Raw genomic sequence first — 20,664 nt, forward strand, 5'->3', positions numbered from 1 at the left:
GCGCGGCGGCGGACAGCGCGGTACCGAACCCGGCCACCGCGGCCGGCGCGCGCCGCGGCAACCGCGGGACGAACCGCACCACGGCCAGACCCACCACCGTGAGCACGGTGCCGGCGGGCCCGGCGATCACCGTCGCCGCCGTAGATGCCGGTGGGAGCGATGACGAGGGTGGCGGCGCGGCCGGTGGCGAGCAGGATTTCCAGGAGGGAGGCGTCGAAGGACGGGGACGCGAAGTGCAGGACGCGGGTGGGTTGGCCGGGGTGGTGCCTCAACGAAACACTCTGTCTGGTGTGCCGCCCCCGCGGTTCGATACTCCTCGCGGCGAGTCATCAGGCACCGCTGCGTCCGAGTCTCAACCGGTGGTTCAAGGATACGATTCAGGCGTATGAACCGAGCCCGAGGAAATACATCCACCGGCGGTGAAACCCGCGGACTCGCCCGGATGTACCGGCGGTACGCGCAAGCCGGCGCCGCCCGGAACTCCCCGCTGTACGAACGTCTCGCCCTCGCTCTGAGCGAGTCGGAGGCGGCGTTACGCGCCATCCGGACCGCACCGGCGCGCCGCCGGCACCCGGCGCTGATCCTCGCGGCCTTGCACGATCTGGCTCTCGCCGGACGGGCCCCGGAACTCGCCGCCGCCTACACCGCCACCGACCATGACGCCGCGGCCGGCACCGCGATCGACACACTGCTGCGTATGACGGATTCCGTCGTGGAACTCGCCGTGCGCCGCCGGCCCTGGACCGACGAAACGCACGCCCGCGCAGTGCTGTATCCGGCCGTCGCCGAGGTAGCGCGCCGCCTGCGCGCGCACGCGGTCGCGCTCGTCGATGTGGACTGCGCGGCCGGTTTCGACCTCACCGTCGATCGCGCCGGCCTCACCTACAGCAACGGACAGATACTGGGCGATCCGTCCGCGCCGAGCCGGCTGTCGTCCTCGGTCGTGGGCGACCGGCCCCTCCCCGCATATGCGATACCGCGGGTCACCACCCGCATCGGCATCGATCGCGCGCCGCTCGACGTCACCTGCGCCGAGGACGCCCGCTGGTTGCGAGCTTGCCTCCCGCCGGACCGGCCGGAGCGCATGGCCCGGCTGGACGCGGATATCGGGTCGGTGGCCTCGGTTTCCCCGCTACTGCTGCGCGGCGATGCCCTCGACCTGCTGCCCGAGGCCTTCGCGCGGGTGCCCGCCGGCACGCTGCCCGTCGTCACCACCGCGTGGGCGCTGTCGCGCTGTAAACCGGAAGACCGCCTGCGTTTCCTGCGCCGCCTCGAAGCGGCAGCGGCGGGTCGCGTGGTGGCGTGGGTATCGGTGGAGGGTGTGGGAGTCGCCCCGGCGATACCGACATTCGGTGATCGGCCCGCCTCCGGCCACAGCATCATCGGACTGGCGATATTCGACGGAACCGATTCGCATACCGAGGCTCTCGGCCGTTGCTGGTCGCGGGGGCGCATGCTCGCCTGGTCGGCAGAGTCACCACCCGACGCCGGCCCCTCTCAGCTGTTCCATTCGCTCCAGACCGGCGCCGGGCCGATGAAGAACACGCCGTAATCTTCCAAGGTGCCGGTGTTCTCGTCGTCATGGCGCGCATCCGCGGCCCCGACCCCGGTGAAGTACCCCTCCAGTGCACCGGGGGTGTTGCCGATGAGAACTTCCGCGGTGTCGGTGACCGTCTGGAAGGTATGCGGCACATTGCGCGGACCGAAGACGAACGCCCCGGGCTCGGCAACCTGCACCGCGCAACTCTCCAGTGTGGAACCGCCGAGCCAGAACCGCACCCGGCCCGACACCACCGTCCAGAACTCGTCCTCCCGGGTGTGGAAATGCAGTGGGGGCGCGGACTCCTTGTTGAGCGTCATCCGCATCATGGTCAGCTGACCCGCGGTGTCCTGCTCGGTGAGCGACTGCTCGAAGCGAGTGTTGTAGTACCCATATGTCGGCTGCGTCCACGGATTGCGCACGCCACCACGACCGATCGCGGTCATGATCAGCCCTCTTTCGTCCTGCGGCACCGGCAATTCCGCCGGTCCACGGAACTGTAGTCCGCCACCGGCACACCGGCATCCGTTTGTGGCGGTTGTCCGGCCCGGGGCGCCGCACGGCGGTGGTTCGATCGCCACCCCACCGCAACCGAGGCCGGCGTACCCCGCCGCCACCCAACGCCGCGCCGGCACAGCGTGCGGACAACGGCCGGGTTTAAATTGCGCACAATTTAGTTGCGTGAAGTTAAGTTGCGTGGCACTATGGTCACGTGGAGAAGGACCTGCTCTTGGAGTCGCAAGTCTGCTTCGCGCTGTACTCGGCGGCGCGGGTGGCGTCGAATGCTTACCGAGACGGGCTCGGCGAGCTCGGGCTCACCTACACCCAGTACGTCACCCTGCTGGCGTTGTGGGAGCGTGACGGTGTCACCGTCTCCGCACTCGGAAAACGACTGCGGCTGGACAGCGGAACGTTGTCACCGCTGCTGCGCCGGTTGCAGACCCTCGGCGTCGTCGAGAAACGGCGCGATACCGCCGACGAGCGATCGGTCACCGTCCACCTCACCGAGGCCGGGCGGCAGCTGCAGCCGCGGGTGGCCGCCGTACAACGCCGGGTCCAGCGGCAGTTCGAGATCTCTCCCGAAGAAGCCGTGCTACTGCGCGATCTCGCCACCCGGTTCTGCGAATCGCAGGACCGGACAATTCCCGACCACCAGGAATGAGGAATTCGATGCCCGAAATCGTCTACACCGCCGAAGCGATCTCCACCGGCGCCGGCCGCAACGGCCGCACCCGCACCGCCGACGGCCGGATCGACCTGCAGCTGGCCATGCCCAAGGAAATGGGCGGCAACGGTGACGGCGCCAATCCGGAACAGCTCTTTGCGGCCGGTTACGCTGCCTGTTTCCATTCCGCGCTGCAACTGATCGCTCGCACGAAGAAGGTCGAGATCGGCGACTCCAGCGTCGGCGCCCGGGTCGGTATCGGCCCGGACGGCAACGGCGGATTCGGGCTCGCGGTAACCCTCGAGGTCGTCATCCCCACCCTCGACCAGGCCGCGGCCAAGGAACTCGCCGATGCGGCGCACGCGGTATGCCCGTACTCGAACGCGGTGCGCGGCAATATCGATGTGGACATCGTCGTCACGGACGACTGAGAAAACCGGCGGCCCCGGAAGCGTTTCGTCCGCCCGGGACAGCCCTATCGAATGTCCTGCCCGGCGTACGGGCAGGACATTCGATCCGCGGGCGGTGTTCGCACCCGGCCGAACAGCAACTCGCGGTGAACACAGATGATTCATATCGCCCGGACCTCGGGCAGGGCCGCTACCGTCGGAGTATGAGTTCCGCGCACTGGACCGCTGCCGATATGCCCGCGCTCGACGGCCGCACGGTGATCGTGACGGGCGCCAACAGCGGGGTCGGTTTCGGTACCGCCACCGCTTTCGCCCGCGCCGGGGCGCATACCGTGCTCGCGGTACGCGATCCGGAGCGCGGCGCCGCGGCGGCACAGCGGATCGGCGGCAACGCCGAGGTGCGCCGGCTCGATCTCGCCGATCTCGCGTCCGTCCGGGCGTTCGCCGAATCCTGGGCGGGCGATATCGCGATCCTGGTGAACAACGCCGGTGTCGCCATGGTTCCCGAATCGCGGACTGCCGACGGATTCGAAATGCAGTTCGGCACCAACCATCTGGGGCATTTCGCGCTCACCAATCTGCTGCTCCCGCACATCACCGACCGCGTGGTGACGCTCTCCTCCGGCCTGCACCGGGCGGGCAGTATCGACTTCGACGATCTGGACTTCGCGAAAGGCGGATACAACCCGGTAAAGGGTTACGCCCGTGCCAAACTCGCGAACCTGCTGTTCACCTTCGAACTCGAACGCCGGCTGTGGCGGACCGGGTCGCGGGTACGCTCGATGGCGGCGCACCCGGGTTACGCGGCCACCGAACTCGGTACCCGCGACCGCAACAAATACCTGGTCGCGCTCGTGCACCTGGCCGGCCGCTTCCTCGCCCAGACCCCGGAACAGGCGGCGCTGCCCACCTTGTTCGCCGCGACCCAGGACCTGCCCGGCGCGAGTTATGTGGGTCCGGACGGCCACGGCGAACTGCACGGTTATCCGACGCTGGTCGGCCGCTCCACCAAGGCCGTCGACGTGGCCACCGCCGAAAAGCTCTGGAATGTCTCCGAGGAACTGACAGCGGTGCGCTTCGGGCTGAGCTGACCGGACCTCACAGGTCGCCCGACATCCGCCCGTACACGATCAGCAGCAGCACGTTCACCAGGGCGATTGCGATCGAGGCCAGCCACTGCCGCGGCCCGTCGCGGCGCATCACCAGCACCGACGCGGTGACGCCCGCGGCCCCCGCCAGGCAATACCCGATGCGCCATCCGGCGTGCTCGGATATGAGCCCCATCATCAGGGTGAACAGCGACAGCACCACCGATGCCACGAGTAGCTCATGGCGTAGCCATCCGCCGGAAAGCCTGGTGCCCACTGCCGCTACCGCCGCAACTACCCGGTCCGAACGTCTGGAATCCGCCATCCACGCCCCATCTCTCGGCAGGGCCGCACCCGCATGCCCCGCAACGCACCGAATCCGAACTACCGATCACCCCCGGTCGCCCCACGCTCGGACAAGGCACGCGCCGAACCCTTCCCACCTGCGGCCGAACCCTCCACAGACTACGGTCCACGCCCACCACCCGGGTCTTCTCCGATGTCTTTCGCGCTCGACAGCCGCACGTTACGGTTACCGGGCGATTGCCTTCTCGTCGGCCGAGCCATCACCGCTCCGCTGGTGCGGGCGCAGCGCTGAGCCCGCCGCGGAGTATCTGGAGGAGAGGGAACGCTGGTGAGCACTCATTCTTATGACAAGGAGAGCTTTCTGGCAGAGTTCTTTCCTGATGGGAAAGAGCGGGCAGAGATCGAGGACGGCGCCCAGCACATGGTCGCGCTCAGTCGCGCGACCCGGCTTTCGGAAATGCGCAAGAGGCCGGGCCTGCCCAAGCCCAGATCGCCGAGAGAATGCAGGTGAGCGACGATCGGCGCACCGGTACCGCCGCCGACTCGCCTGCCGGATATTTCCCGGCAGTAGGGTCAGACTTTCCTGGTGACGATGCGCGGATGAGCCGCGGTGAGCGTGCCGATGTCATCCATATCGGAAGTCAGGATGGTGACCCGGCCGGGCCGGGCCAGTGCTGTGGCACAGAGCATGGCGTCGATGGCGTACTTGTGCCCGTGCCGGCCGGCCTCTCGCAGCAGCGCGGCGGCGGACTGTGCATGACTCTGCGTCACCGGCTCGACGTGCAGGCGGGACAGCGTCCATTTCAACGCGTTGTCGTCGATTCGCGGGTGAATCACTTCGACGAGCACAGCAACTGAGGTGACGACAGGAATATCCGCGTCACGGGCGGCCGTGAGCCACTCGTGTACCTCGCGGTCCCGCTGCACGGCTTTGGCGAGGCCCTCACTGTCCAGGATCAGAGCGCCGCTCACGCGGCGGATCCCGCCCGTGGATCGGCCGCGCCGGTCAAGTCGGCACGTTTCGCGGCCACCGCATCGGGGTCGGCCGGCCCGTTGTGTTCGTCGAAGTCGGCGATCAATTCATCGAGGTTGTCGCGCTCGATTTGGCGTTGCGCGGCCTGTTCCAGATACGCGGACACGCCGCGCTTGCCCGCCCGCTCTCGGATCGCCTGCAGTGTTCCCGCTGTCAGGCTCACCGAGATGCCGCTGGTAGGCCCGTCGCCGGGTGCGAAATCAGCATCCATGACCCGAGAATAGCATTTCTAATGCTATAAATGGCCGCTGGGTGCGGCGCTGCGGGTGCTAGCGGCGGGCCTCGAGGGCTTCGTGCAAGGTGACCGCCCACTGGTGCACGATCTGTTTGCGGCGGGCGGAGTCGTCGGTGAGCACATCGGCCAGGCCGAGGCCGCGGGCGAGGTCGAGAGTGGCCTGGACGAGGTGGTGGGTTACCGGGTCGGAATCGTCGACGCCGAGGGCCTGGATGGCGCGGCGGTGGGCGCCACGACCGAAACGCGCCTCGAGGGGGACTATTCGCTCGCGGAGGGCCGGGTCGGCGGCGGCATGAGTCCACACTTGGAGCGCGGCCTTGAACAGCGGGCTGGTGTAGGACTCGACCAAGCCCGCGACCACCGCTTCGGTACGTGCCGGGCCGGATTCGGTGACCGCCGCCGTCATCGCCTGATCGGTGCGGGTGTCGAACATATAGGTGAGGGCCGCGGTGATCAGATCTTCCCGGGTGGGGAAATGGTGCTGGGCGGCACCGCGCGAAACCCCGGCCCGCTCGGCCACCACGGAGACGGTCGCGGCGGCCCAGCCTTTTTCGGCCAGGCAATCGATGGTCGCCTCGAGGAGCCGTTGCCGGGTGGCCCGGCTGCGGTCCTGTTTGGGTTCGTGCGGTGTCGCCATAGCCGTCTATTCTGCCGAGCGCGGTGCCGGTGCCCGGCCGGCGGCGGCGTCGGCCCACCTGGGCGGACGGCGCTGCAGGAAGGCTGTCATTCCTTCGATCACCTCGGGTGTGCCGAAGAAGCGACCCGAGCGTTGCGCCAATTCGTCCGCGCTGCGGTCGAATTCGGCGCGGATCGGCGCGGTGGTGAGGCGTTTGCTCTCGGCCAAGCCCTGGGGCGAGCCCAGCCGGAGTTCGGCCAGCAGCGCCGCCACCGTCGCGCCCGGATCATCGGCGGCCTGCGTGATGAGGCCGATCTGCGCGGCGGTATCGGCGTCGAACTTCTCGCCGGTCAGGAAGTAGCGATCGGCCGCGCGGGCGGTGATCCGGGGCAGCAGAGTCAGCGAGATCACGAACGGGGCCAGGCCGAGCCGGGCCTCGGTCAACGCGAAACTGCTGCCCCGGCCCGCGATCGCGATATCGCAGGCGGCGAGCAGACCCATTCCGCCCGCGCGCACATTGCCGTCGACCTGCGCGACCACCGGTTTCGGCAGGTCGAGGATGCTGCGCAGCACCCGGACCATCCATTGGGTCCGGATATCGGCCGCGGCGGCCGGATCGGCGTCCACCGCTTCTTTCAGGTCGGCGCCCGCGCAGAACGTGTTGCCGGTGTGGGTGAGCACCACCCCGCGCACCGCCGGGTCGGCGGCCGCCCGCTCGAACCCGTCGAGGAGCTGGGTTACCAGCGCGGAGGAGATCGCGTTGCGGTTGTGCGGGGAGTCGAGGGTGAGGGTCGCGAACCCGTCCTCGACGATGTAGCGCACTACTCGGTCGGCGGTCACGGGAGCCTTCCTTTCGCGTTCAGTAGGACTTCGGCAGGCCCAGCGAATGCTGGGCGACGAAGTTGAGGATCATTTCCCGGCTCACCGGGGCGACCCGCGCGATACGGGCGGCACCGAGCATGGCGGCCAGACCGTATTCCGCGGTGAGACCCGATCCGCCGTGGGTCTGGATGGCCTGGTCCAGGGATTTGATACTCGCCTCGGCCGCCGCGTATTTCGCCATATTGGCGGCTTCGGCGGCGCCCATTTCGTCGCCCGCGTCGTAGAGGGTGGCGGCCTTGAGCATCATCAGGCGGGCCAGTTCCAGTTCGATCTTCACCTGCGCGAGCGGATGGGAAATACCCTGGTGCGCACCGATCGGGGTTTTCCAGACCGCGCGCTCCTTGGCGTAGTCGACGGCGCGGTCGAGGGCATAGCGGCCGATTCCGACGGCCATCGCGGCACCCATGATGCGTTCCGGGTTCAGACCCGCGAACAGCTGCATGAGCGCGGCATCCTCCTTGCCCACCAGCGCGGTCGACGGGAGCCGGACATCGTCGAGGAACAGCGTGAACTGGTGGTCCGGTTCGATGATGTCCATTTCCTGCGGGGTCTTCTCGAAGCCCGGCGCGTCGGTGGGGACGATGAACAGCGCGGGCTTGAGTTTGCCGGTCTTGTGGTCCTCGGTGCGGGCCACGATCAGCACGGCCTCGGCCTGGTCGACGCCGGAGATGAAGATCTTGCGGCCGGTGAGCAGCCAATCGTCACCGTCCCGGCGGGCGGTGGTGGTGATCTGGTGCGAATTCGACCCGGCATCGGGTTCGGTGATGCCGAAAACCATCTTGGCCGAACCGTCGGCGAGTTTCGGCAGCCATTCCGACTTCTGCGCGTCGGTGCCGTATTTGGTGATGATCGTGCCGCAGATCGCGGGCGAGACCACCATGAGCAGCAGACCGGCACCCTGCGCGGACAGTTCCTCCATCACCAGCGCCAGCTCGTACATACCGGCGCCACCGCCACCGTATTCCTCGGGCAGGTTCACCCCGAGGAAGCCGAGGCTGCCCGCTTCCTGCCAGAGTTCGTCCAGCGGCTCGTTGTTACGCGCCTTCGGCAGTACGTAATCGCGGTAGCTGTACTTCGCGGCGAGGGCGGCGACGGCGGCACGCAGCTCTTTGCGTTCCTCGGATTCGATGAAGCTCATTATTACTCCTGGTTTCGGTGCTACTGAGAGTCTTCGGCGGCGGGTTCCACCACGGCGAGCACCGTCCCGACCTCGACCTGCCGGCCGACCTCGACGTTCACGGCGCTGAGCACCCCGTCCACCGGGGCGGCGATGGTGTGCTCCATCTTCATGGCCTCCAGCCACAGGATCGGCTGCCCCGCGGTGACGGTGCTGCCGACCTCCGCGCCGAGCCGGATCACACTGCCCGGCATGGGGGCGAGCAGGGAGCCGGTGGCGACCTGGTCGGCGGGGTCGGTGAAGCGGGGCAGGCGCCGTACCGTGACCGGGCCGAGCGCGGAATCCACGCAGACCAGGTCGTCGTAGCGGGCTACGGCGAACTGCCGGCGCACCGGGCCCTGCGCGCCGGGCACCGCGAGCACAACCTGTTCCGGTGTGGCCGAGATCAATTCGAGCCCGTCGAAGCCGGCGACCGTCACCCCGGTTCGCGTGAACCGGTAGTCGATTTCGTGGACGCCGCTCGTGCGGCTCTCGTAGGACTTCCGTTGCGGTTGCGACGGCAGATTGCGCCAGCCGCTGGGCACTCCCGCGACCACGGTGGCCCGTGCCCGGTTGGCCGCGGATTCGGCGAGCGCGGCCGCCACGACGGACAGTTTCTCTTCCTCCGGACCCGCCAGCGGCGCGGCCAGCGCGTCCAAGCCGTGGGTGGCGAAGAAGGCGGTATCGGTATCACCGGCCAGGAAGGCGGGGTGGCGCAGCACCCGGACCAGCAGGTCGCGGTTGGTGACCAGCCCGTGGATCCGCGCGCGGTGCAGCGCGGCGGCCAGCAGCCGGGCGGCTTCGGCCCGGGTGCGGCCGTAGGAGATGACCTTCGCGAGCATGGGGTCGTAGTGGACGCCCACCACCGAACCGTCGGCGACACCGGAATCCAGCCGGATACCGGGCCGGTCGAGCAGATCGAATTCGATTGCCACCGACGGGATATCGATGCGTTGCACGGTCCCGCTCTGCGGCTGCCAGTCCTGTGCCGGATCCTCGGCGTAGAGCCGGACCTCGATCGAGTGCCCCCGCATGGCGGGTGGTTCCGCGGGAAGCCGCCCGCCCTGGGCGATTTCGAGCTGCAATTGGACCAGATCGAGTCCGGTGGTGCATTCGGTGACAGGGTGTTCCACCTGCAACCGGGTGTTCATCTCGAGGAAGAAGAACTCGCCGGTCTCATCCGCCAGGAACTCGACCGTGCCCGCCCCGGTGTAACCGATGGCGGCGGCCGCCTGCCGCGCGGCGGCGAACAGCCGATCCCGCATTCCACCCGGCGACGGTGCCTCCGACGCCGGCCCGGATACGGGGGCGTCCGTCGGTGCGGATCCCGCACCGGCCCCGGCCGAATCGATGCGCTCGACCAGCGGTGAGGGCGCTTCCTCGACGACTTTCTGGTGCCGCCGCTGGATCGAGCATTCCCGTTCGCCGACAGCCCAGATCGTGCCGTGCGTATCGGCCATCACCTGTACTTCGATATGCCGGCCGGTTTCGAGAAAACGCTCGCAGAACACGGTCGGGTCGCCGAAGGCCGATTCGGCTTCCCGCCGCGCACCCGCGAGCTGTTCGGGAAGCTCGGCCAGGGTACGCACCACGCGCATCCCGCGGCCGCCGCCGCCGGCCGAGGCCTTGATCAGGACAGGCAGCTGGTCTTCGGTGACCTCGTCCGGGTCGAGTTCGGCCAGCACCGGCACCCCGGCGGCGTCCATCATCTTCTTGGCCGCGACCTTGGACCCCATCTCCTCGATGGCGGTGACCGGCGGCCCGATCCAGGCCAATCCGGCGGCCTGCACGGCGCGGGCGAATTCCGCGTTCTCCGAAAGGAATCCGTAACCCGGGTGCACGGCGTCTGCCCCGGTGGCCTGCGCGGCGGCGATGAGGAGATCGGCCCGCAGATAGGTTTCGGCCGGGGTGTTGCCGGGCAGCCGGACCGCCGCGTCGGCCTCGGCGACATGCGGGGATTCCGCGTCGGCATCGGAGTACACGGCGACCGTGCCGAGCCCCATCCGGCGGCAGGTCGCGAACACCCGCCGGGCGATCTCGCCGCGGTTGGCGACCAGAACACTGGTGACGATCTGTGGATCTGACACGGCCGGCCTCACATTCGGAAGACGCCGAAGCCCTCGGCGCCCTGGACAGGTGCGGTGTGGATGGCCGAGAGGGCCATTCCCAGCACAGTGCGGGTATCGCGCGGGTCGATGACGCCGTCGTCGTAGAGCCGCCCGGACATGAACATGGCCAGCGATTCGGCCTCGATCTGCGCCTCGATCATGGCGCGCATCCCGGCGTCGGCTTCCTCGTCGAACGCCTGGCCGCGGGCTTCGGCGGCGGCTCGGCCGACGATGGAGATCACGCCGGCCAGTTGCGCCCCGCCCATCACGGCCGATTTCGCGCTCGGCCAGGCGAAGACGAATCGGGGGTCGTAGGCGCGCCCGCACATTCCGTAGTGCCCGGCGCCGTATGAGGAGCCCATGAGCACCGAGATATGCGGGACCTTGGAATTCGATACCGCGTTGATCATCTGGGCACCGTGTTTGATGATGCCCTTCTGCTCGTACTCCTTGCCGACCATATAGCCGGTGGTGTTGTGCAGGAACAGCAGCGGGGTGTTCGTTTTGTTGGCCAGCTGGATGAACTGGGTGGCCTTCTGCGATTCCTCGGAGAAGAGCACACCCCGGGCATTGGCCAGTATGCCGACGGGGTAGCCGTGCAATTCGGCCCAGCCGGTGACCAGACTGGACCCGTAGAGCGGTTTGAATTCGTCGAAATCGGAGCCGTCGACGATCCGGGCGATCACCTCGCGCGGGTCGAAGGGGATCTTCAGATCGGGCGGGACGATGCCCAGCAGTTCTTCGGAGTCGAAAAGCGGTTCGAGAACCGAGGGCCGGGGCGCGGGGCCCTGTTTCTTCCAATTCAGCCGTTTGACGATACGGCGCCCGATCCGGATGGCGTCCTGTTCGTCGAGCGCGTAGTAATCGGCCAGTCCGGAAACTCTGGCGTGCATATCGGCGCCGCCGAGGGATTCGTCGTCGGATTCCTCGCCGGTGGCCATTTTCACCAGCGGCGGACCGCCCAGGAACACCTTGGAGCGTTCCTTGATCATCACCACATGGTCGGACATTCCGGGTATGTAGGCGCCACCGGCGGTGGAATTACCGAAAACCAGGGCGATGGTGGGGATTCCGGCGGCAGAGGCCTGGGTGAGGTCGCGGAACATGCGGCCGCCCGGTACGAACACTTCCTTCTGCGTGGGCAGATCGGCGCCGCCGGATTCCACCAGCGAGATCACCGGCAGCCGGTTCTCCCGGATGATGTCGTTGACGCGCAGGGTTTTCCGCAGCGTCCAGGGGTTGGAGGTGCCGCCGCGGACGGTGGGGTCGGGGGCGACGATCATGCATTCCACGCCCTCCACCACGCCGATCCCGGCGACCGTACTGGCCCCGACCTGGAATTCGCTGCCCCAGGCCGCCAGCGGGCACAGCTCCAGGAACGGCGAATCCTCGTCGATGAGCAGTTCGATCCGTTCCCGGGCGGTGAGTTTGCCGCGTTTGCGGTGCCGGGCCAGTTTCTCCGGGCCGCCTCCGGCGATGACCTTATCGAATTCGGCCTCCACCTCGGCCAGTTTCGCGGTCATGGCCTCCGCCGCCGCGGTGTATTCCGGGGTGGTCGTATCGAGGGTGCTGCGCAATGTGGTCATGCCTGGTACCCCAATCGTTTAGCGGCCAGCCCGGTGAGGATTTCGGTGGTACCGCCGCCGATGCCGAGGATCCGCATATCCCGGTACTGGCGTTCCACCTCGGATTCGCGCATATACCCCAGACCACCGAACAACTGCACCGCCTGGTTGGCGACCCACTCGCCGGCCTCGACCGCGGTGTTCTTGGCGAAACAGACCTCGGCGATCAGATCGGTTTCCCCGGCGGCGGCGCGGGCGGCCACATCGCGGGTATAGACGCGGGCGACGTCGATCCGCCGGGCCATTTCGGTGACCGTGTTCTGCACGGCTTGGCGGCTGATGAGCGGGCGGCCGAAGGTCTCGCGGTTGCGCACCCAGTCCAGGGTGAGGTCCAGGCAGCGCTGAGCACTCGAATACGCCTGCACTGCCAGTCCCACCCGTTCACTCACGAAGGCGGCCGCGATCTGCAGGAACCCGGAATTCTCCGGGCCCACCAGGTTCGTCACCGGTACGCGCACGTCCTGGTACGACAGTTCCGCGGTATCGGAGGCGCGCCAGCCCATCTTGTCCAGTTTCCGGCCGACCGTGAAACCGGGTGTGCCCTTCTCGACCACCAGCAGCGAAACCCCCGACGACCCCGGGCCGCCGGTGCGGACCGCGGTGACCACGAAATCGGCGCGGCAGCCCGAGGTGATGTAGGTTTTGGCGCCGTTGACGATGTAGTGGTCACCGTCGCGGCGCGCGCTGGTGGTCAGATGGCCGACATCGGAACCTCCGCCGGGCTCGGTGATGGCCAGCGAGCCGATCTTCTCCCCGGCCAGCGTGGGCTTCACCCACCGCTCGATCTGCCCGGTATCGCCGGCGGCGATGAGATGCGGCACCGCGATACCGCAGGTGAACAGCGAGGCGAACAGTCCACCGGAAACCCCGGCGTAGTGCAGTTCTTCGCAGACGATCGCACCGTCGATACCGTCGCCGCCCGCGCCGCCTGCGGATTCGGGGAACTGGATCCCCAGCAGGCCCAGTGCGCCGGCCTTCTTGTGTAGTTCGCGGGGGATCTCGCCGTCGCGTTCCCAGTCGTCCAGGTGGGGCATGATCTCGCGTTCGGCGAAAGACCTGACGGTGGCACGCAATTCGCGGCGTTCCGGGGTGTTCCAGACAGTGCTCACGGCAACAGCTCCAACGGTATGTCGAGATGACGGGACCGCAGCCATTCGCCGAGCCCCTTCGCCTGCGGATCGAAACGGGCCTGATAGGCCACGCCCGCACCGAGCAGGCCGGTGACGAGAAAGTTGAGCGCCCGCAGATTCGGCAGGACGTGCCGGGTGACCCCCAGCCCGGCGGTTTCGGGGAGCAGTTCGCGCAACCGGTCGACGGTGAGCGTATGCGCCAGCCAGCGCCACTGCTCGTCGGTGCGCACCCATACACCGATATTGGCGTCCCCGCCCTTGTCCCCGCTGCGGGCCAGGGCGATCGTGCCGAGCGGCACCCGTTTGGTCGCGGCGACCGGTAGCGGTTCGGGGAGTTCGGGTTCCGGTACCTCGGCCGGCTTCTGGGTTTCCGAGGGCGCGCCCACCAGAACCCGGCAGCCGGCCGGGCGTACCGCGGTATGCGCAACCTCCACGGCGTCCACGTAGCCCGGACGGTAGACGCCGTAGGGCGAACCATTTCCGGGCGGCGCGGTGAAACTGCAGCCCGGATAGCTGGCCAGCGCGAGTTCGACGGCGACGCTCGAGAAGGCGCGGCCCACCTTGTTCGGGTCGGGATCGCGGACCACGCAGCGCAGCAGGGCACTCGCCTGTTCCTCGGTCTCGGCGTCGGGGCGGTCGAGCCGGGCCAAGGTCCAGTCGAGTTCGGCGGGGCGTTCGGGCAGCCAGGATTCGAGCTGCCGTTGTGCCAGTTCGGCTTTCGCCTCGATATCGAGCCCGGTGAGGATGAACTCCATCTCGTTGCGGAAACCACCCAGGGTGTTCAGCGAGACCTTGAGTTGTGGTGGCGGCGGCTCGCCCTGAACTCCGCTGATCAGTACCCGATCCGGCCCATCGGCGGTCAATTCCACGGTATCCAGCCGGGTGGTGACATCGGGGCCGGCGTAGCGGGCACCCTGGATTTCGTACATGAGCTGCGCCGCGACCGTATCGACCGTTACCGCGCCGCCGGTGCCCGGGTGTTTGGTGATCACGCTGCTGCCGTCGGCGCGCACCTCGGCGATCGGGAAACCCGGCCGCCCCAGATCGGGGAGTTCGGTGAAGAACGCGAAATTACCGCCGGTGGCCTGGGTACCGCATTCGATCACATGCCCGGCCACCACGGCACCCGCGAGCCGGTGGTAATCGGTGCGCTGCCAGCCGAAATGCGCGGCCGCCGGCCCTACCACCACCGAGGCGTCGGTCACCCGGCCGGTGACCACGATATCCGCGCCGGCGGCCAGGCAATCGACGATGCCCCAAGCGCCCAGATAGGCGTTCGCGGTGAGCGGGGAACCGAGGCCGAGTTCGGCGGCGCGGGCGGTGAGATCATCACCCTCGACGTACCCGACCCGGACCTCGAGGCCCAACCGGGCCGCCAGTTCGCGCACCTTGTCCGCCAGCGCGCCGGGATTCACCCCACCGGCGTTCGTCACGATCTGGACGTTGCGTTCCAGCGCGAGGCCCAGGCAGTCCTCGAGCTGCCGGAGGAAGGTCTTCGCGTAGCCCAGCCCGGGGTCCTTCATCCGGTCGCGGCCCAGGATCAGCATGGTGAGCTCGGCGAGATAGTCCCCGGTGAGCACGTCGAGCTGCCCGCCCTCGAGCATCTCGCGCATGGCGCCGAGCCGATCGCCGTAGAACCCGGAACAGTTGCCGATCCGGATGACGTCCGGATCGGCTGCCAGAGCACTCATGAGCGGTTGCGCCTCCTACCGCTACGGGCGTGGAGCGCCCGGGGCTGTTCGCGTACGAGTTCAGCATCACAGGCACCCACGAAAAAATCAAGCACGCGTGCTTGTAAATTCCCGGGCCGCGCACCCGCCGGTGCACACCCGCGCCGACCAGGCACAATGAGCTTCTGTGTCCACAGATGTCGCCGCAGTGCTCTTGTTCGCCCTCGCCGGATTCCTGATCGGCGGCGCCTACACCACCTGGAAGAACACTCGCCCGCTCGCGATCAGCCTGGCGGTCTGCGCGGTTCTCGCGGCAGTGGGTGCCGTGCTCTGGCTGCTGTAACCGGCCCCAGCCTGCCGACGACTCCTTCCGGGCCGGAAACTCTGCGGCGACCGCCGAAGTCGATCCCGGCCGGACCGCCGTCGCCGGAACAGGCCGCCGATCGGTCGTGAGGTTTCCCGCGCCGCGCGGTGGGGCAGTCACGAGGTGGTGTCCGGCGAACTGTCCGTCGCTCGGCGGCGGTTCGACAACCCGGCCCCTGGTGGCACGCCGGTCCTGCTCCCCTGCGCCGGGGCAGGGCCGGCGGACAAACTCCCGGCGGGTTCAGCCCGCCAGGAGCGCGGACTTCAGATCCCGGGCGGCCGCCTCCGGGTCGTCGGCGGCGGTGATCGCACGCACCACCACCACGCGTTCCGCGCCCGCAGCCAGGACCTCGGGCAGGGTCGAGCCGTCGATACCGCCGATCGCGAACCAGGGCCGGGTGGGTGCGGCGGCGGCGGTTTCGCGCACCAGTTCGAGACCGGCCGGTTCCCGGCCGGGTTTCGTGGGAGTAGCCCAGACCGGGCCGGTGCAGAAATAGTCGAGATGTTCGTCGGCCGCCGCGAGGCGAGCCTGTTCCCGATCGTGGGTGGAGCGGCCGATCACCGCATCCGGGCCCAGGATCCGGCGGGCGTACCAGGGCGGCAGATCCTGCTGGCCCAGGTGCAGCACGTCGGCGGCCGCGGCCAGGGCGATATCCGCGCGGTCGTTCACCGCCAGCAGCGCGCCGTGGCGGCGGGTGGCGGCGCGGAGTTCGGCGAGTGCGGCGAGTTCGCCCTTGGCTTCCAGCGGGCCGAACCGCTGCTCGCCGGGCGACCCCTTGTCGCGTAGCTGGATGATGTCGACACCGCCGGCCAGCGCCGCGTCCGCGAACGCTGCCAGATCGCCCTTCTCTCGACGGGCGTCGGTGCACAGGTACAGCCGGGCGGTCGCGAGACGGTCGCGCGGCGGGAGCTGTCGGCGAGCGGAGGACGGTTGCACATCTGCCACCGTAACCGCGCTAACGTGGAAATGTTGCAGGAGGTGGAACGTAGTGCGAACATCCGCGCGCTCGGCGCGGGCGCGGCCGGTGCGGACAGCGTCCGCCCGGATGGTCCCGGGCGGGAGGCGCCGCACCCGCACGGCCCGGGCAATCCACCGTATGGGGCGTGGTGGCCACGCCGGTCGTCCTCGTATCCACGAATCGCCCGCTGTGTCGCGTGCGCAGTGGTGACCGCCGGACTCGCCGCTGATTCCTACCGGTCCGCCGAACGCCCCGAAGGAGGTGGCACACGATGAACACGCCGGAACCCACATCCGATACGACCCTCGCCGTTGTCGGCGGCGGTGTGATCGGGCTGGCAGTGGCGTGGCGGGCCGCGGAAGCAGGCTGGCCGGTCACTCTCTTCGACCCCGCGGTCGGCAGTGGCGCCTCCTGGGTAGCCGGGGGGATGCTTGCCCCGCTGTCCGAAGGCTGGCCGGGTGAGGACCGAGTGCTCGCGTTCGGCGCGGCGGCACTGGCTGCCTGGCCGGGCTTCGCGGCCCGGCTCGCGGCGGTGACCGGGGTGGACGTTTACGTAGCAAGCGAAACGCTGACCATTGCCCAGGACGGCGCGGACGCCGCCGACCTACGCACCATCGCCGATTGGGTGAACGGGCACGGACACGATCTGCGGCTGCTGGACCGGGCCGCGGTGCGGTCGCTGGAACCCGCCTTGGCCCGCTCTGTCCGGGCCGGCCTCCTCGCCACCGCCGAACCCGCCATCGACAACCGCCGGCTGGTCACCGCCCTGCGTAAGGCCGCCGGTGACGCCGGGGTCATCGTGCGCCCCGACCGCGTGCGTGACCTCACCGAACTCGACCACGGCCGGATCGTGCTCGCCGCGGGCGCCGCCTCGGCCGCGCTCTGGCCGACGCTGCCCGTCCGCCCGGTGAAGGGCGAGATCCTGCGCCTTCGGCAGCGTCCGGGTACCCAGCCGGCGCCCACACGCGTGGTGCGGGCCCGGGTGCACGGCCGGCCCGTGTACTTCGTACCTCGCGACGACGGGGTCGTGATCGGCGCGACCCAGTACGAGGCGGGTTTCGATACCGCCGTCACCGTCGCCGGGGTTCGCGACCTCATCGCCGACGCCGAGACCGTGCTGCCGGGGATCGGGGAATACGAGCTGGCCGAGGCGAGTGCGGGATCACGTCCGGGTACCCCGGATAATCTTCCATTGATCGGCCGCCTGTCCGACCGGGTGATCGCCGCCACCGGCCACGGTCGCAATGGCATGCTGACCAGTGCGCTCACGGCCGATGCCGTCATCGCCGAACTCGGTGGGCAGCCGCTGGCCGAGGTCGCGGCGGCCGATCCGCTCCGGTTCGGTGCGGCCACATTTTCAGGAGGTAGTCGATGACAGTGTCATCAGCATCGGAATCACCGGCCGCGGGTTCGGCGGCACCGATCGGGGTCACCGTGAACGGGACCGATCACGAATTCGCCGCCCCGCTCACCGTCCGTGAACTGCTGGAACGGCTCGATCTGCCGTGTCAGGGTGTGGCGCTGGCCGTCGACGGCGCGGTGTTCCCGAAATCGCGCTGGGACGAACCGGTCGGCCGCGGCTGGGAGATCGATGTGCTGACGGCGGTCCAGGGTGGCTGACGAACCGCTGCGGATCGCCGACCGCACCTTCGGCTCCCGGCTGATCATGGGCACCGGCGGCGCGGAGAACCTGACCGTACTGGAAGAAGCCCTGGTGGCCTCCGGTACCGAGCTGACCACCGTCGCCATGCGCCGGGTGGATTCGGCCGGCGGTACCGGCGTGCTCGACCTGCTGAAACGCCTCGATATCGCGCCGCTGCCCAATACCGCCGGCTGCCGCACCGCGGCCGAGGCCGTACTCACCGCCCAGCTCGCGGCCGAAGCGCTCGATACCAACTGGGTGAAACTCGAGGTGATCGCCGACGAGCGCACCCTGCTGCCCGACCCCATCGAACTGCTCGACGCGGCCGAACAGCTGGTGGACGCCGGTTTCACGGTACTGCCCTACACCAACGACGATCCGGCCCTGGCGCGGCGGCTCGAGGATGCGGGCTGCGCGGCGGTGATGCCGCTCGGCGCACCGATCGGCACCGGCCTCGGTATCGGCAATCCGCACAATATCGAGATGATCGTGAGCCGCGCCGGGGTCCCGGTGATCCTCGACGCCGGTATCGGCACGGCCAGCGACGCCGCGCTCGCCATGGAACTCGGCTGCTCGGCGGTCCTCCTCGCGACAGCCGTCACCCGCGCGCGACAGCCGGCCCTCATGGCGGCAGCCATGGCGGATGCCGTGCGGGCCGGATACCGGGCACGTGCGGCGGGCCGGATACCGAAACGTTTCTGGGCACAGGCGTCGTCGCCGGAACTGTAGGGCCGGCACACCGGGTCGAGGTCCGGGGCATCTCATCCTCGAGGATGACCGCGAGTCACGACCATCGGGCGACGCGCGGGCCACGGTCATAAGGCATGCTGGTCGGCATGATCGAAGTCCGGGGCTTGACCAAGCATTACGGGCAGACCGTCGCGGTCCAGGATTTGACCTTCACCGTTCGACCGGGGCAGGTCACCGGTTTCCTCGGACCCAACGGCGCCGGTAAATCCACCACCATGCGGATGATCCTGGGCCTGGACCGGCCCACCGCGGGTACCGCGTTGATCGACGGTAAACCGTATGCCGAGCTGAAACACCCGCTGCGCGAAGTGGGGGCGCTGCTCGACGCCAAATGGGTGCATCCCAACCGTTCCGCACGCGCCCACCTGGAATGGATGGCCGCCTCCAACGGACTGCCGAAATCGCGGGTCGAGGAGGTGCTGCGGCTGGTCGGCCTCTCGGAGGTGGCCGGGAAATCCGCGGGCGGGTTCTCGCTGGGTATGTCGCAGCGGCTGGGTCTGGCGGGGGCGCTGCTCGGCGACCCGAAGGTCCTGCTGTTCGACGAACCCGTGAACGGCCTGGACCCGGAGGGCATCCTGTGGATCCGCCGGTTCATGCAGCGGCTGGCCGCCGAGGGTCGCACCGTGCTGGTCTCGAGCCATCTGCTCTCGGAGATGTCGCAGACCGCCGATCACCTGGTGGTCATCGGCCGGGGCCGGCTCATCTCCGATTCCACGACCGCGGAATTCATCGAACGCGCCTCGGAGTCGTCGGTGCGGGTGCGCAGCCCGCAACTCGACGAATTGCGCAGCCTGCTCACCTCGCACGGGATGACGGTGAAGGAGAACGACGGCAACGCCGACGGCGCCGCGCTCATCGTGAACGGGGTCACCAGCGATGCCGTCGGCACCCTGGCCGGCGAGCACCACATCGTCCTGCACGAACTGGCCCCGCAGCGCGGCTCGCTCGAGGAGGCGTTCATGCGGATGACCGGCGGGGATGTCCAGTATCACGGCGAGATCGGGTCGGCGGCCGATGTCACGGTGGTGACGGACCGGCCGGCGGGCACCGAACCACTGATCACGGGAGGTACGAAGTAATGGGTGTGATCGCCGCGGAGCGGATCAAACTCACCTCTACCCGTTCACCGTGGTGGTGCTCGGTGATCGTGGTGGCCCTGGCCGTCGGATTCGCCGCGCTGTTCGGCCTGATCGGCCGGATCGCCGCCGACGACCCGCAGGCCTCCGGCGCGCCCGCGCTCACGGTCGATACCGCGTTTCTCGGGATCAACGGCTTCGGGGTGCTGGTGCTCGCCATCATGGCCACGCTGACCGTGACCAGCGAATACCGGTTCGGCATCATCCGGACGACCTTCCAGGCCGTACCCAACCGGACGAGGGTGATCGGCGCGAAGGCGGGCCTGGTCGGCGTCTACGCCGCGGTCCTCACCACGGTCCTGGCCTTCGCGGCCTACGCCGTCGCCAAGGTGGTGGCCGGGGACGCGGGTTCGACCCTGGTACTGGAAGGTAATTGGCGTGCGCTGTACGCGGTGCCGGTGCTGGCGTTCCTCAACGTGGTGCTGGCCGTCGCGATCGGCGTGCTGGTCCGGCAATCCGCCGCGGCTATATCCTTGATCGTTTTGTGGCAATTGATCATAGAACCCCTGGTCGGCGCACTGGGTAAGGTGGGACGTGAGATCAGCGCGTTCTTGCCGTTCCAGAATGCGAGCCGTTTCGCGACGATGGACGACACGATGTCCTCGGCGAACTGGCATTGGGGTGTATGGGGCAGCCTCGCCTACTTCATCGCCTTCACCGCCGTCGTCGCCGGTATCGCGTTAGTGGTCGTCAACCGGCGCGACGCCTGACCGCGAGCCGCCCGAGCCGCTTCCCTCGCCGCTCGGGTATCGGGTGCGTGCCCTCGTCGGGAGCATGCACGCCCCCCGCGCCTCGGGGGGCCCAGCCCCGGCGGCGGGGGGGGGCAAACACCCGGGGGGGGGGCCGCCCG

The 20,664-nt window shown here is 68.7% G+C and carries 23 protein-coding genes; 11 read left to right on the forward strand and 12 right to left on the reverse strand.

The genetic code is table 11. From position 1 onward, the window contains the following. Nucleotides 1-385: 385 nt before the first annotated feature. Entirely contained in the window at nucleotides 386-1,552 is a 1,167-nt protein-coding gene (locus QH276_RS08960) for a DUF2332 domain-containing protein (RefSeq protein ID WP_280398280.1), read from the forward strand. Here QH276_RS08960 and QH276_RS08965 read toward each other — a convergent pair. Then, on the reverse strand, nucleotides 1,498-1,986 hold the full coding sequence (locus QH276_RS08965; protein ID WP_280398279.1) for a cupin domain-containing protein: 489 nt from the start codon (nucleotides 1,984-1,986) through the stop codon (nucleotides 1,498-1,500). The two genes, QH276_RS08960 and QH276_RS08965, sit on opposite strands and share 55 nt — an antisense overlap. Before the next feature lie 266 nt (nucleotides 1,987-2,252). On the opposite strand from QH276_RS08965, the gene QH276_RS08970 reads away from it, so the two are divergent. The 3 genes from QH276_RS08970 to QH276_RS08980 all read left to right on the forward strand — a co-directional run bounded on the left by QH276_RS08970 (nucleotide 2,253) and on the right by QH276_RS08980 (nucleotide 4,206). Continuing rightward, nucleotides 2,253-2,702, forward strand: coding sequence for a MarR family winged helix-turn-helix transcriptional regulator (locus tag QH276_RS08970; RefSeq protein ID WP_280398278.1), 450 nt, complete (start codon nucleotides 2,253-2,255; stop codon nucleotides 2,700-2,702). Nucleotides 2,703-2,710: 8 nt separating this feature from the next. Beyond that, nucleotides 2,711-3,136, forward strand: a complete 426-nt coding sequence (locus QH276_RS08975) for an organic hydroperoxide resistance protein (protein WP_280398277.1) — start codon at nucleotides 2,711-2,713, stop codon at nucleotides 3,134-3,136. Nucleotides 3,137-3,318: 182 nt separating this feature from the next. After that, nucleotides 3,319-4,206, forward strand: coding sequence for an oxidoreductase (locus QH276_RS08980; protein ID WP_280398276.1), 888 nt, complete (start codon nucleotides 3,319-3,321; stop codon nucleotides 4,204-4,206). A gap of 7 nt (nucleotides 4,207-4,213) precedes the next feature. Here the strand turns inward: QH276_RS08980 and QH276_RS08985 are convergent, their stop codons facing one another. Beyond that, nucleotides 4,214-4,528 (reverse strand): hypothetical protein, encoded by a 315-nt coding sequence (locus QH276_RS08985; protein WP_280398275.1) that lies wholly within the window; start codon nucleotides 4,526-4,528, stop codon nucleotides 4,214-4,216. A gap of 309 nt (nucleotides 4,529-4,837) precedes the next feature. On the opposite strand from QH276_RS08985, the gene QH276_RS08990 reads away from it, so the two are divergent. Next, nucleotides 4,838-5,020, forward strand: coding sequence for a hypothetical protein (locus QH276_RS08990; protein ID WP_280398274.1), 183 nt, complete (start codon nucleotides 4,838-4,840; stop codon nucleotides 5,018-5,020). 62 nt (nucleotides 5,021-5,082) lie between these two features. Here QH276_RS08990 and QH276_RS08995 read toward each other — a convergent pair whose 3' ends face one another. The 9 genes from QH276_RS08995 to QH276_RS09035 are packed head-to-tail and all read right to left on the reverse strand — an operon-like array spanning nucleotide 5,083 to nucleotide 14,985. Next, nucleotides 5,083-5,481, reverse strand: coding sequence for a PIN domain-containing protein (locus QH276_RS08995; RefSeq protein WP_280398273.1), 399 nt, complete (start codon nucleotides 5,479-5,481; stop codon nucleotides 5,083-5,085). Further along, nucleotides 5,478-5,753 carry a hypothetical protein gene (locus QH276_RS09000; protein WP_280398272.1) on the reverse strand — a complete coding sequence of 92 codons (276 nt, stop codon included), beginning with the start codon at nucleotides 5,751-5,753 and terminating at the stop codon, nucleotides 5,478-5,480. Before QH276_RS09000 ends, QH276_RS08995 begins: the two co-directional genes overlap by 4 nt. A gap of 58 nt (nucleotides 5,754-5,811) precedes the next feature. Continuing rightward, nucleotides 5,812-6,414 (reverse strand): TetR/AcrR family transcriptional regulator, encoded by a 603-nt coding sequence (locus tag QH276_RS09005; protein ID WP_280398271.1) that lies wholly within the window; start codon nucleotides 6,412-6,414, stop codon nucleotides 5,812-5,814. 6 nt (nucleotides 6,415-6,420) lie between these two features. Beyond that, nucleotides 6,421-7,233 (reverse strand): enoyl-CoA hydratase family protein, encoded by an 813-nt coding sequence (locus QH276_RS09010; protein WP_280398270.1) that lies wholly within the window; start codon nucleotides 7,231-7,233, stop codon nucleotides 6,421-6,423. Nucleotides 7,234-7,252: 19 nt separating this feature from the next. Next, nucleotides 7,253-8,413, reverse strand: coding sequence for an acyl-CoA dehydrogenase family protein (locus QH276_RS09015; protein WP_280398269.1), 1,161 nt, complete (start codon nucleotides 8,411-8,413; stop codon nucleotides 7,253-7,255). A 20-nt stretch (nucleotides 8,414-8,433) separates the two neighbouring features. After that, nucleotides 8,434-10,518, reverse strand: a complete 2,085-nt coding sequence (locus QH276_RS09020) for an acetyl/propionyl/methylcrotonyl-CoA carboxylase subunit alpha (protein ID WP_280398268.1) — start codon at nucleotides 10,516-10,518, stop codon at nucleotides 8,434-8,436. A gap of 8 nt (nucleotides 10,519-10,526) precedes the next feature. Next, the gene (locus QH276_RS09025; RefSeq protein WP_280398267.1) at nucleotides 10,527-12,125 is read right to left on the reverse strand and encodes an acyl-CoA carboxylase subunit beta; all 1,599 of its coding nucleotides are present in this window, start codon (nucleotides 12,123-12,125) and stop codon (nucleotides 10,527-10,529) included. Further along, nucleotides 12,122-13,273, reverse strand: coding sequence for an acyl-CoA dehydrogenase family protein (locus tag QH276_RS09030; protein WP_280406692.1), 1,152 nt, complete (start codon nucleotides 13,271-13,273; stop codon nucleotides 12,122-12,124). The genes QH276_RS09025 and QH276_RS09030 overlap by 4 nt, the downstream gene beginning before the upstream one ends. Beyond that, the gene (locus QH276_RS09035) at nucleotides 13,270-14,985 is read right to left on the reverse strand and encodes an acyclic terpene utilization AtuA family protein (protein ID WP_280398265.1); all 1,716 of its coding nucleotides are present in this window, start codon (nucleotides 14,983-14,985) and stop codon (nucleotides 13,270-13,272) included. The genes QH276_RS09030 and QH276_RS09035 overlap by 4 nt, the downstream gene beginning before the upstream one ends. A 166-nt stretch (nucleotides 14,986-15,151) precedes the next feature. Between QH276_RS09035 and QH276_RS09040 the strand changes: the two genes are divergently transcribed. Then, nucleotides 15,152-15,307: a hypothetical protein gene (locus QH276_RS09040; protein WP_280398264.1), complete on the forward strand. Its 156-nt coding sequence runs from the start codon at nucleotides 15,152-15,154 to the stop codon at nucleotides 15,305-15,307. A 261-nt stretch (nucleotides 15,308-15,568) separates the two neighbouring features. On the opposite strand, the gene thiE is transcribed toward QH276_RS09040, so the two are convergent. After that, nucleotides 15,569-16,264 (reverse strand): thiamine phosphate synthase, encoded by a 696-nt coding sequence (gene thiE, locus QH276_RS09045; RefSeq protein ID WP_280398263.1) that lies wholly within the window; start codon nucleotides 16,262-16,264, stop codon nucleotides 15,569-15,571. Between the two features lie 293 nt (nucleotides 16,265-16,557). On the opposite strand from thiE, the gene thiO reads away from it, so the two are divergent. The 5 genes from thiO (at nucleotide 16,558) to QH276_RS09070 (ending at nucleotide 20,524) form a co-directional block, all read left to right on the forward strand. Beyond that, on the forward strand, nucleotides 16,558-17,661 hold the full coding sequence (gene thiO, locus QH276_RS09050) for a glycine oxidase ThiO (protein WP_280398262.1): 1,104 nt from the start codon (nucleotides 16,558-16,560) through the stop codon (nucleotides 17,659-17,661). Next, nucleotides 17,658-17,906 (forward strand): sulfur carrier protein ThiS, encoded by a 249-nt coding sequence (gene thiS / locus QH276_RS09055; RefSeq protein ID WP_280398261.1) that lies wholly within the window; start codon nucleotides 17,658-17,660, stop codon nucleotides 17,904-17,906. The genes thiO and thiS overlap by 4 nt, the downstream gene beginning before the upstream one ends. Next, nucleotides 17,899-18,657: a thiazole synthase gene (locus QH276_RS09060; protein ID WP_280398260.1), complete on the forward strand. Its 759-nt coding sequence runs from the start codon at nucleotides 17,899-17,901 to the stop codon at nucleotides 18,655-18,657. Before thiS ends, QH276_RS09060 begins: the two co-directional genes overlap by 8 nt. Before the next feature lie 107 nt (nucleotides 18,658-18,764). Next, the gene (locus QH276_RS09065; protein WP_280398259.1) at nucleotides 18,765-19,757 is read left to right on the forward strand and encodes an ABC transporter ATP-binding protein; all 993 of its coding nucleotides are present in this window, start codon (nucleotides 18,765-18,767) and stop codon (nucleotides 19,755-19,757) included. Beyond that, entirely contained in the window at nucleotides 19,757-20,524 is a 768-nt protein-coding gene (locus tag QH276_RS09070) for an ABC transporter permease (protein ID WP_280398258.1), read from the forward strand. The genes QH276_RS09065 and QH276_RS09070 overlap by 1 nt, the downstream gene beginning before the upstream one ends. Nucleotides 20,525-20,664: the final 140 nt, after the last annotated feature.

Source organism: Nocardia carnea, from assembly GCF_029869215.1.
Lineage (GTDB): Bacteria > Actinomycetota > Actinomycetes > Mycobacteriales > Mycobacteriaceae > Nocardia > Nocardia carnea_B.

Coding starts and splice junctions, on each gene's coding strand:
- QH276_RS08960 (WP_280398280.1), top strand. CDS start 386: ATGAACCGAGCCCGAGGAAATACATCCACCGGCGGTGAAACCCGCGGA.
- QH276_RS08965 (WP_280398279.1), bottom strand. CDS start 1,986: ATGACCGCGATCGGTCGTGGTGGCGTGCGCAATCCGTGGACGCAGCCG.
- QH276_RS08975 (WP_280398277.1), top strand. CDS start 2,711: ATGCCCGAAATCGTCTACACCGCCGAAGCGATCTCCACCGGCGCCGGC.
- QH276_RS08980 (WP_280398276.1), top strand. CDS start 3,319: ATGAGTTCCGCGCACTGGACCGCTGCCGATATGCCCGCGCTCGACGGC.
- QH276_RS08985 (WP_280398275.1), bottom strand. CDS start 4,528: ATGGCGGATTCCAGACGTTCGGACCGGGTAGTTGCGGCGGTAGCGGCA.
- QH276_RS09000 (WP_280398272.1), bottom strand. CDS start 5,753: ATGGATGCTGATTTCGCACCCGGCGACGGGCCTACCAGCGGCATCTCG.
- QH276_RS09005 (WP_280398271.1), bottom strand. CDS start 6,414: ATGGCGACACCGCACGAACCCAAACAGGACCGCAGCCGGGCCACCCGG.
- QH276_RS09015 (WP_280398269.1), bottom strand. CDS start 8,413: ATGAGCTTCATCGAATCCGAGGAACGCAAAGAGCTGCGTGCCGCCGTC.
- QH276_RS09025 (WP_280398267.1), bottom strand. CDS start 12,125: ATGACCACATTGCGCAGCACCCTCGATACGACCACCCCGGAATACACC.
- QH276_RS09035 (WP_280398265.1), bottom strand. CDS start 14,985: ATGAGTGCTCTGGCAGCCGATCCGGACGTCATCCGGATCGGCAACTGT.
- thiO (WP_280398262.1), top strand. CDS start 16,558: ATGAACACGCCGGAACCCACATCCGATACGACCCTCGCCGTTGTCGGC.
- thiS (WP_280398261.1), top strand. CDS start 17,658: ATGACAGTGTCATCAGCATCGGAATCACCGGCCGCGGGTTCGGCGGCA.
- QH276_RS09065 (WP_280398259.1), top strand. CDS start 18,765: ATGATCGAAGTCCGGGGCTTGACCAAGCATTACGGGCAGACCGTCGCG.
- QH276_RS09070 (WP_280398258.1), top strand. CDS start 19,757: ATGGGTGTGATCGCCGCGGAGCGGATCAAACTCACCTCTACCCGTTCA.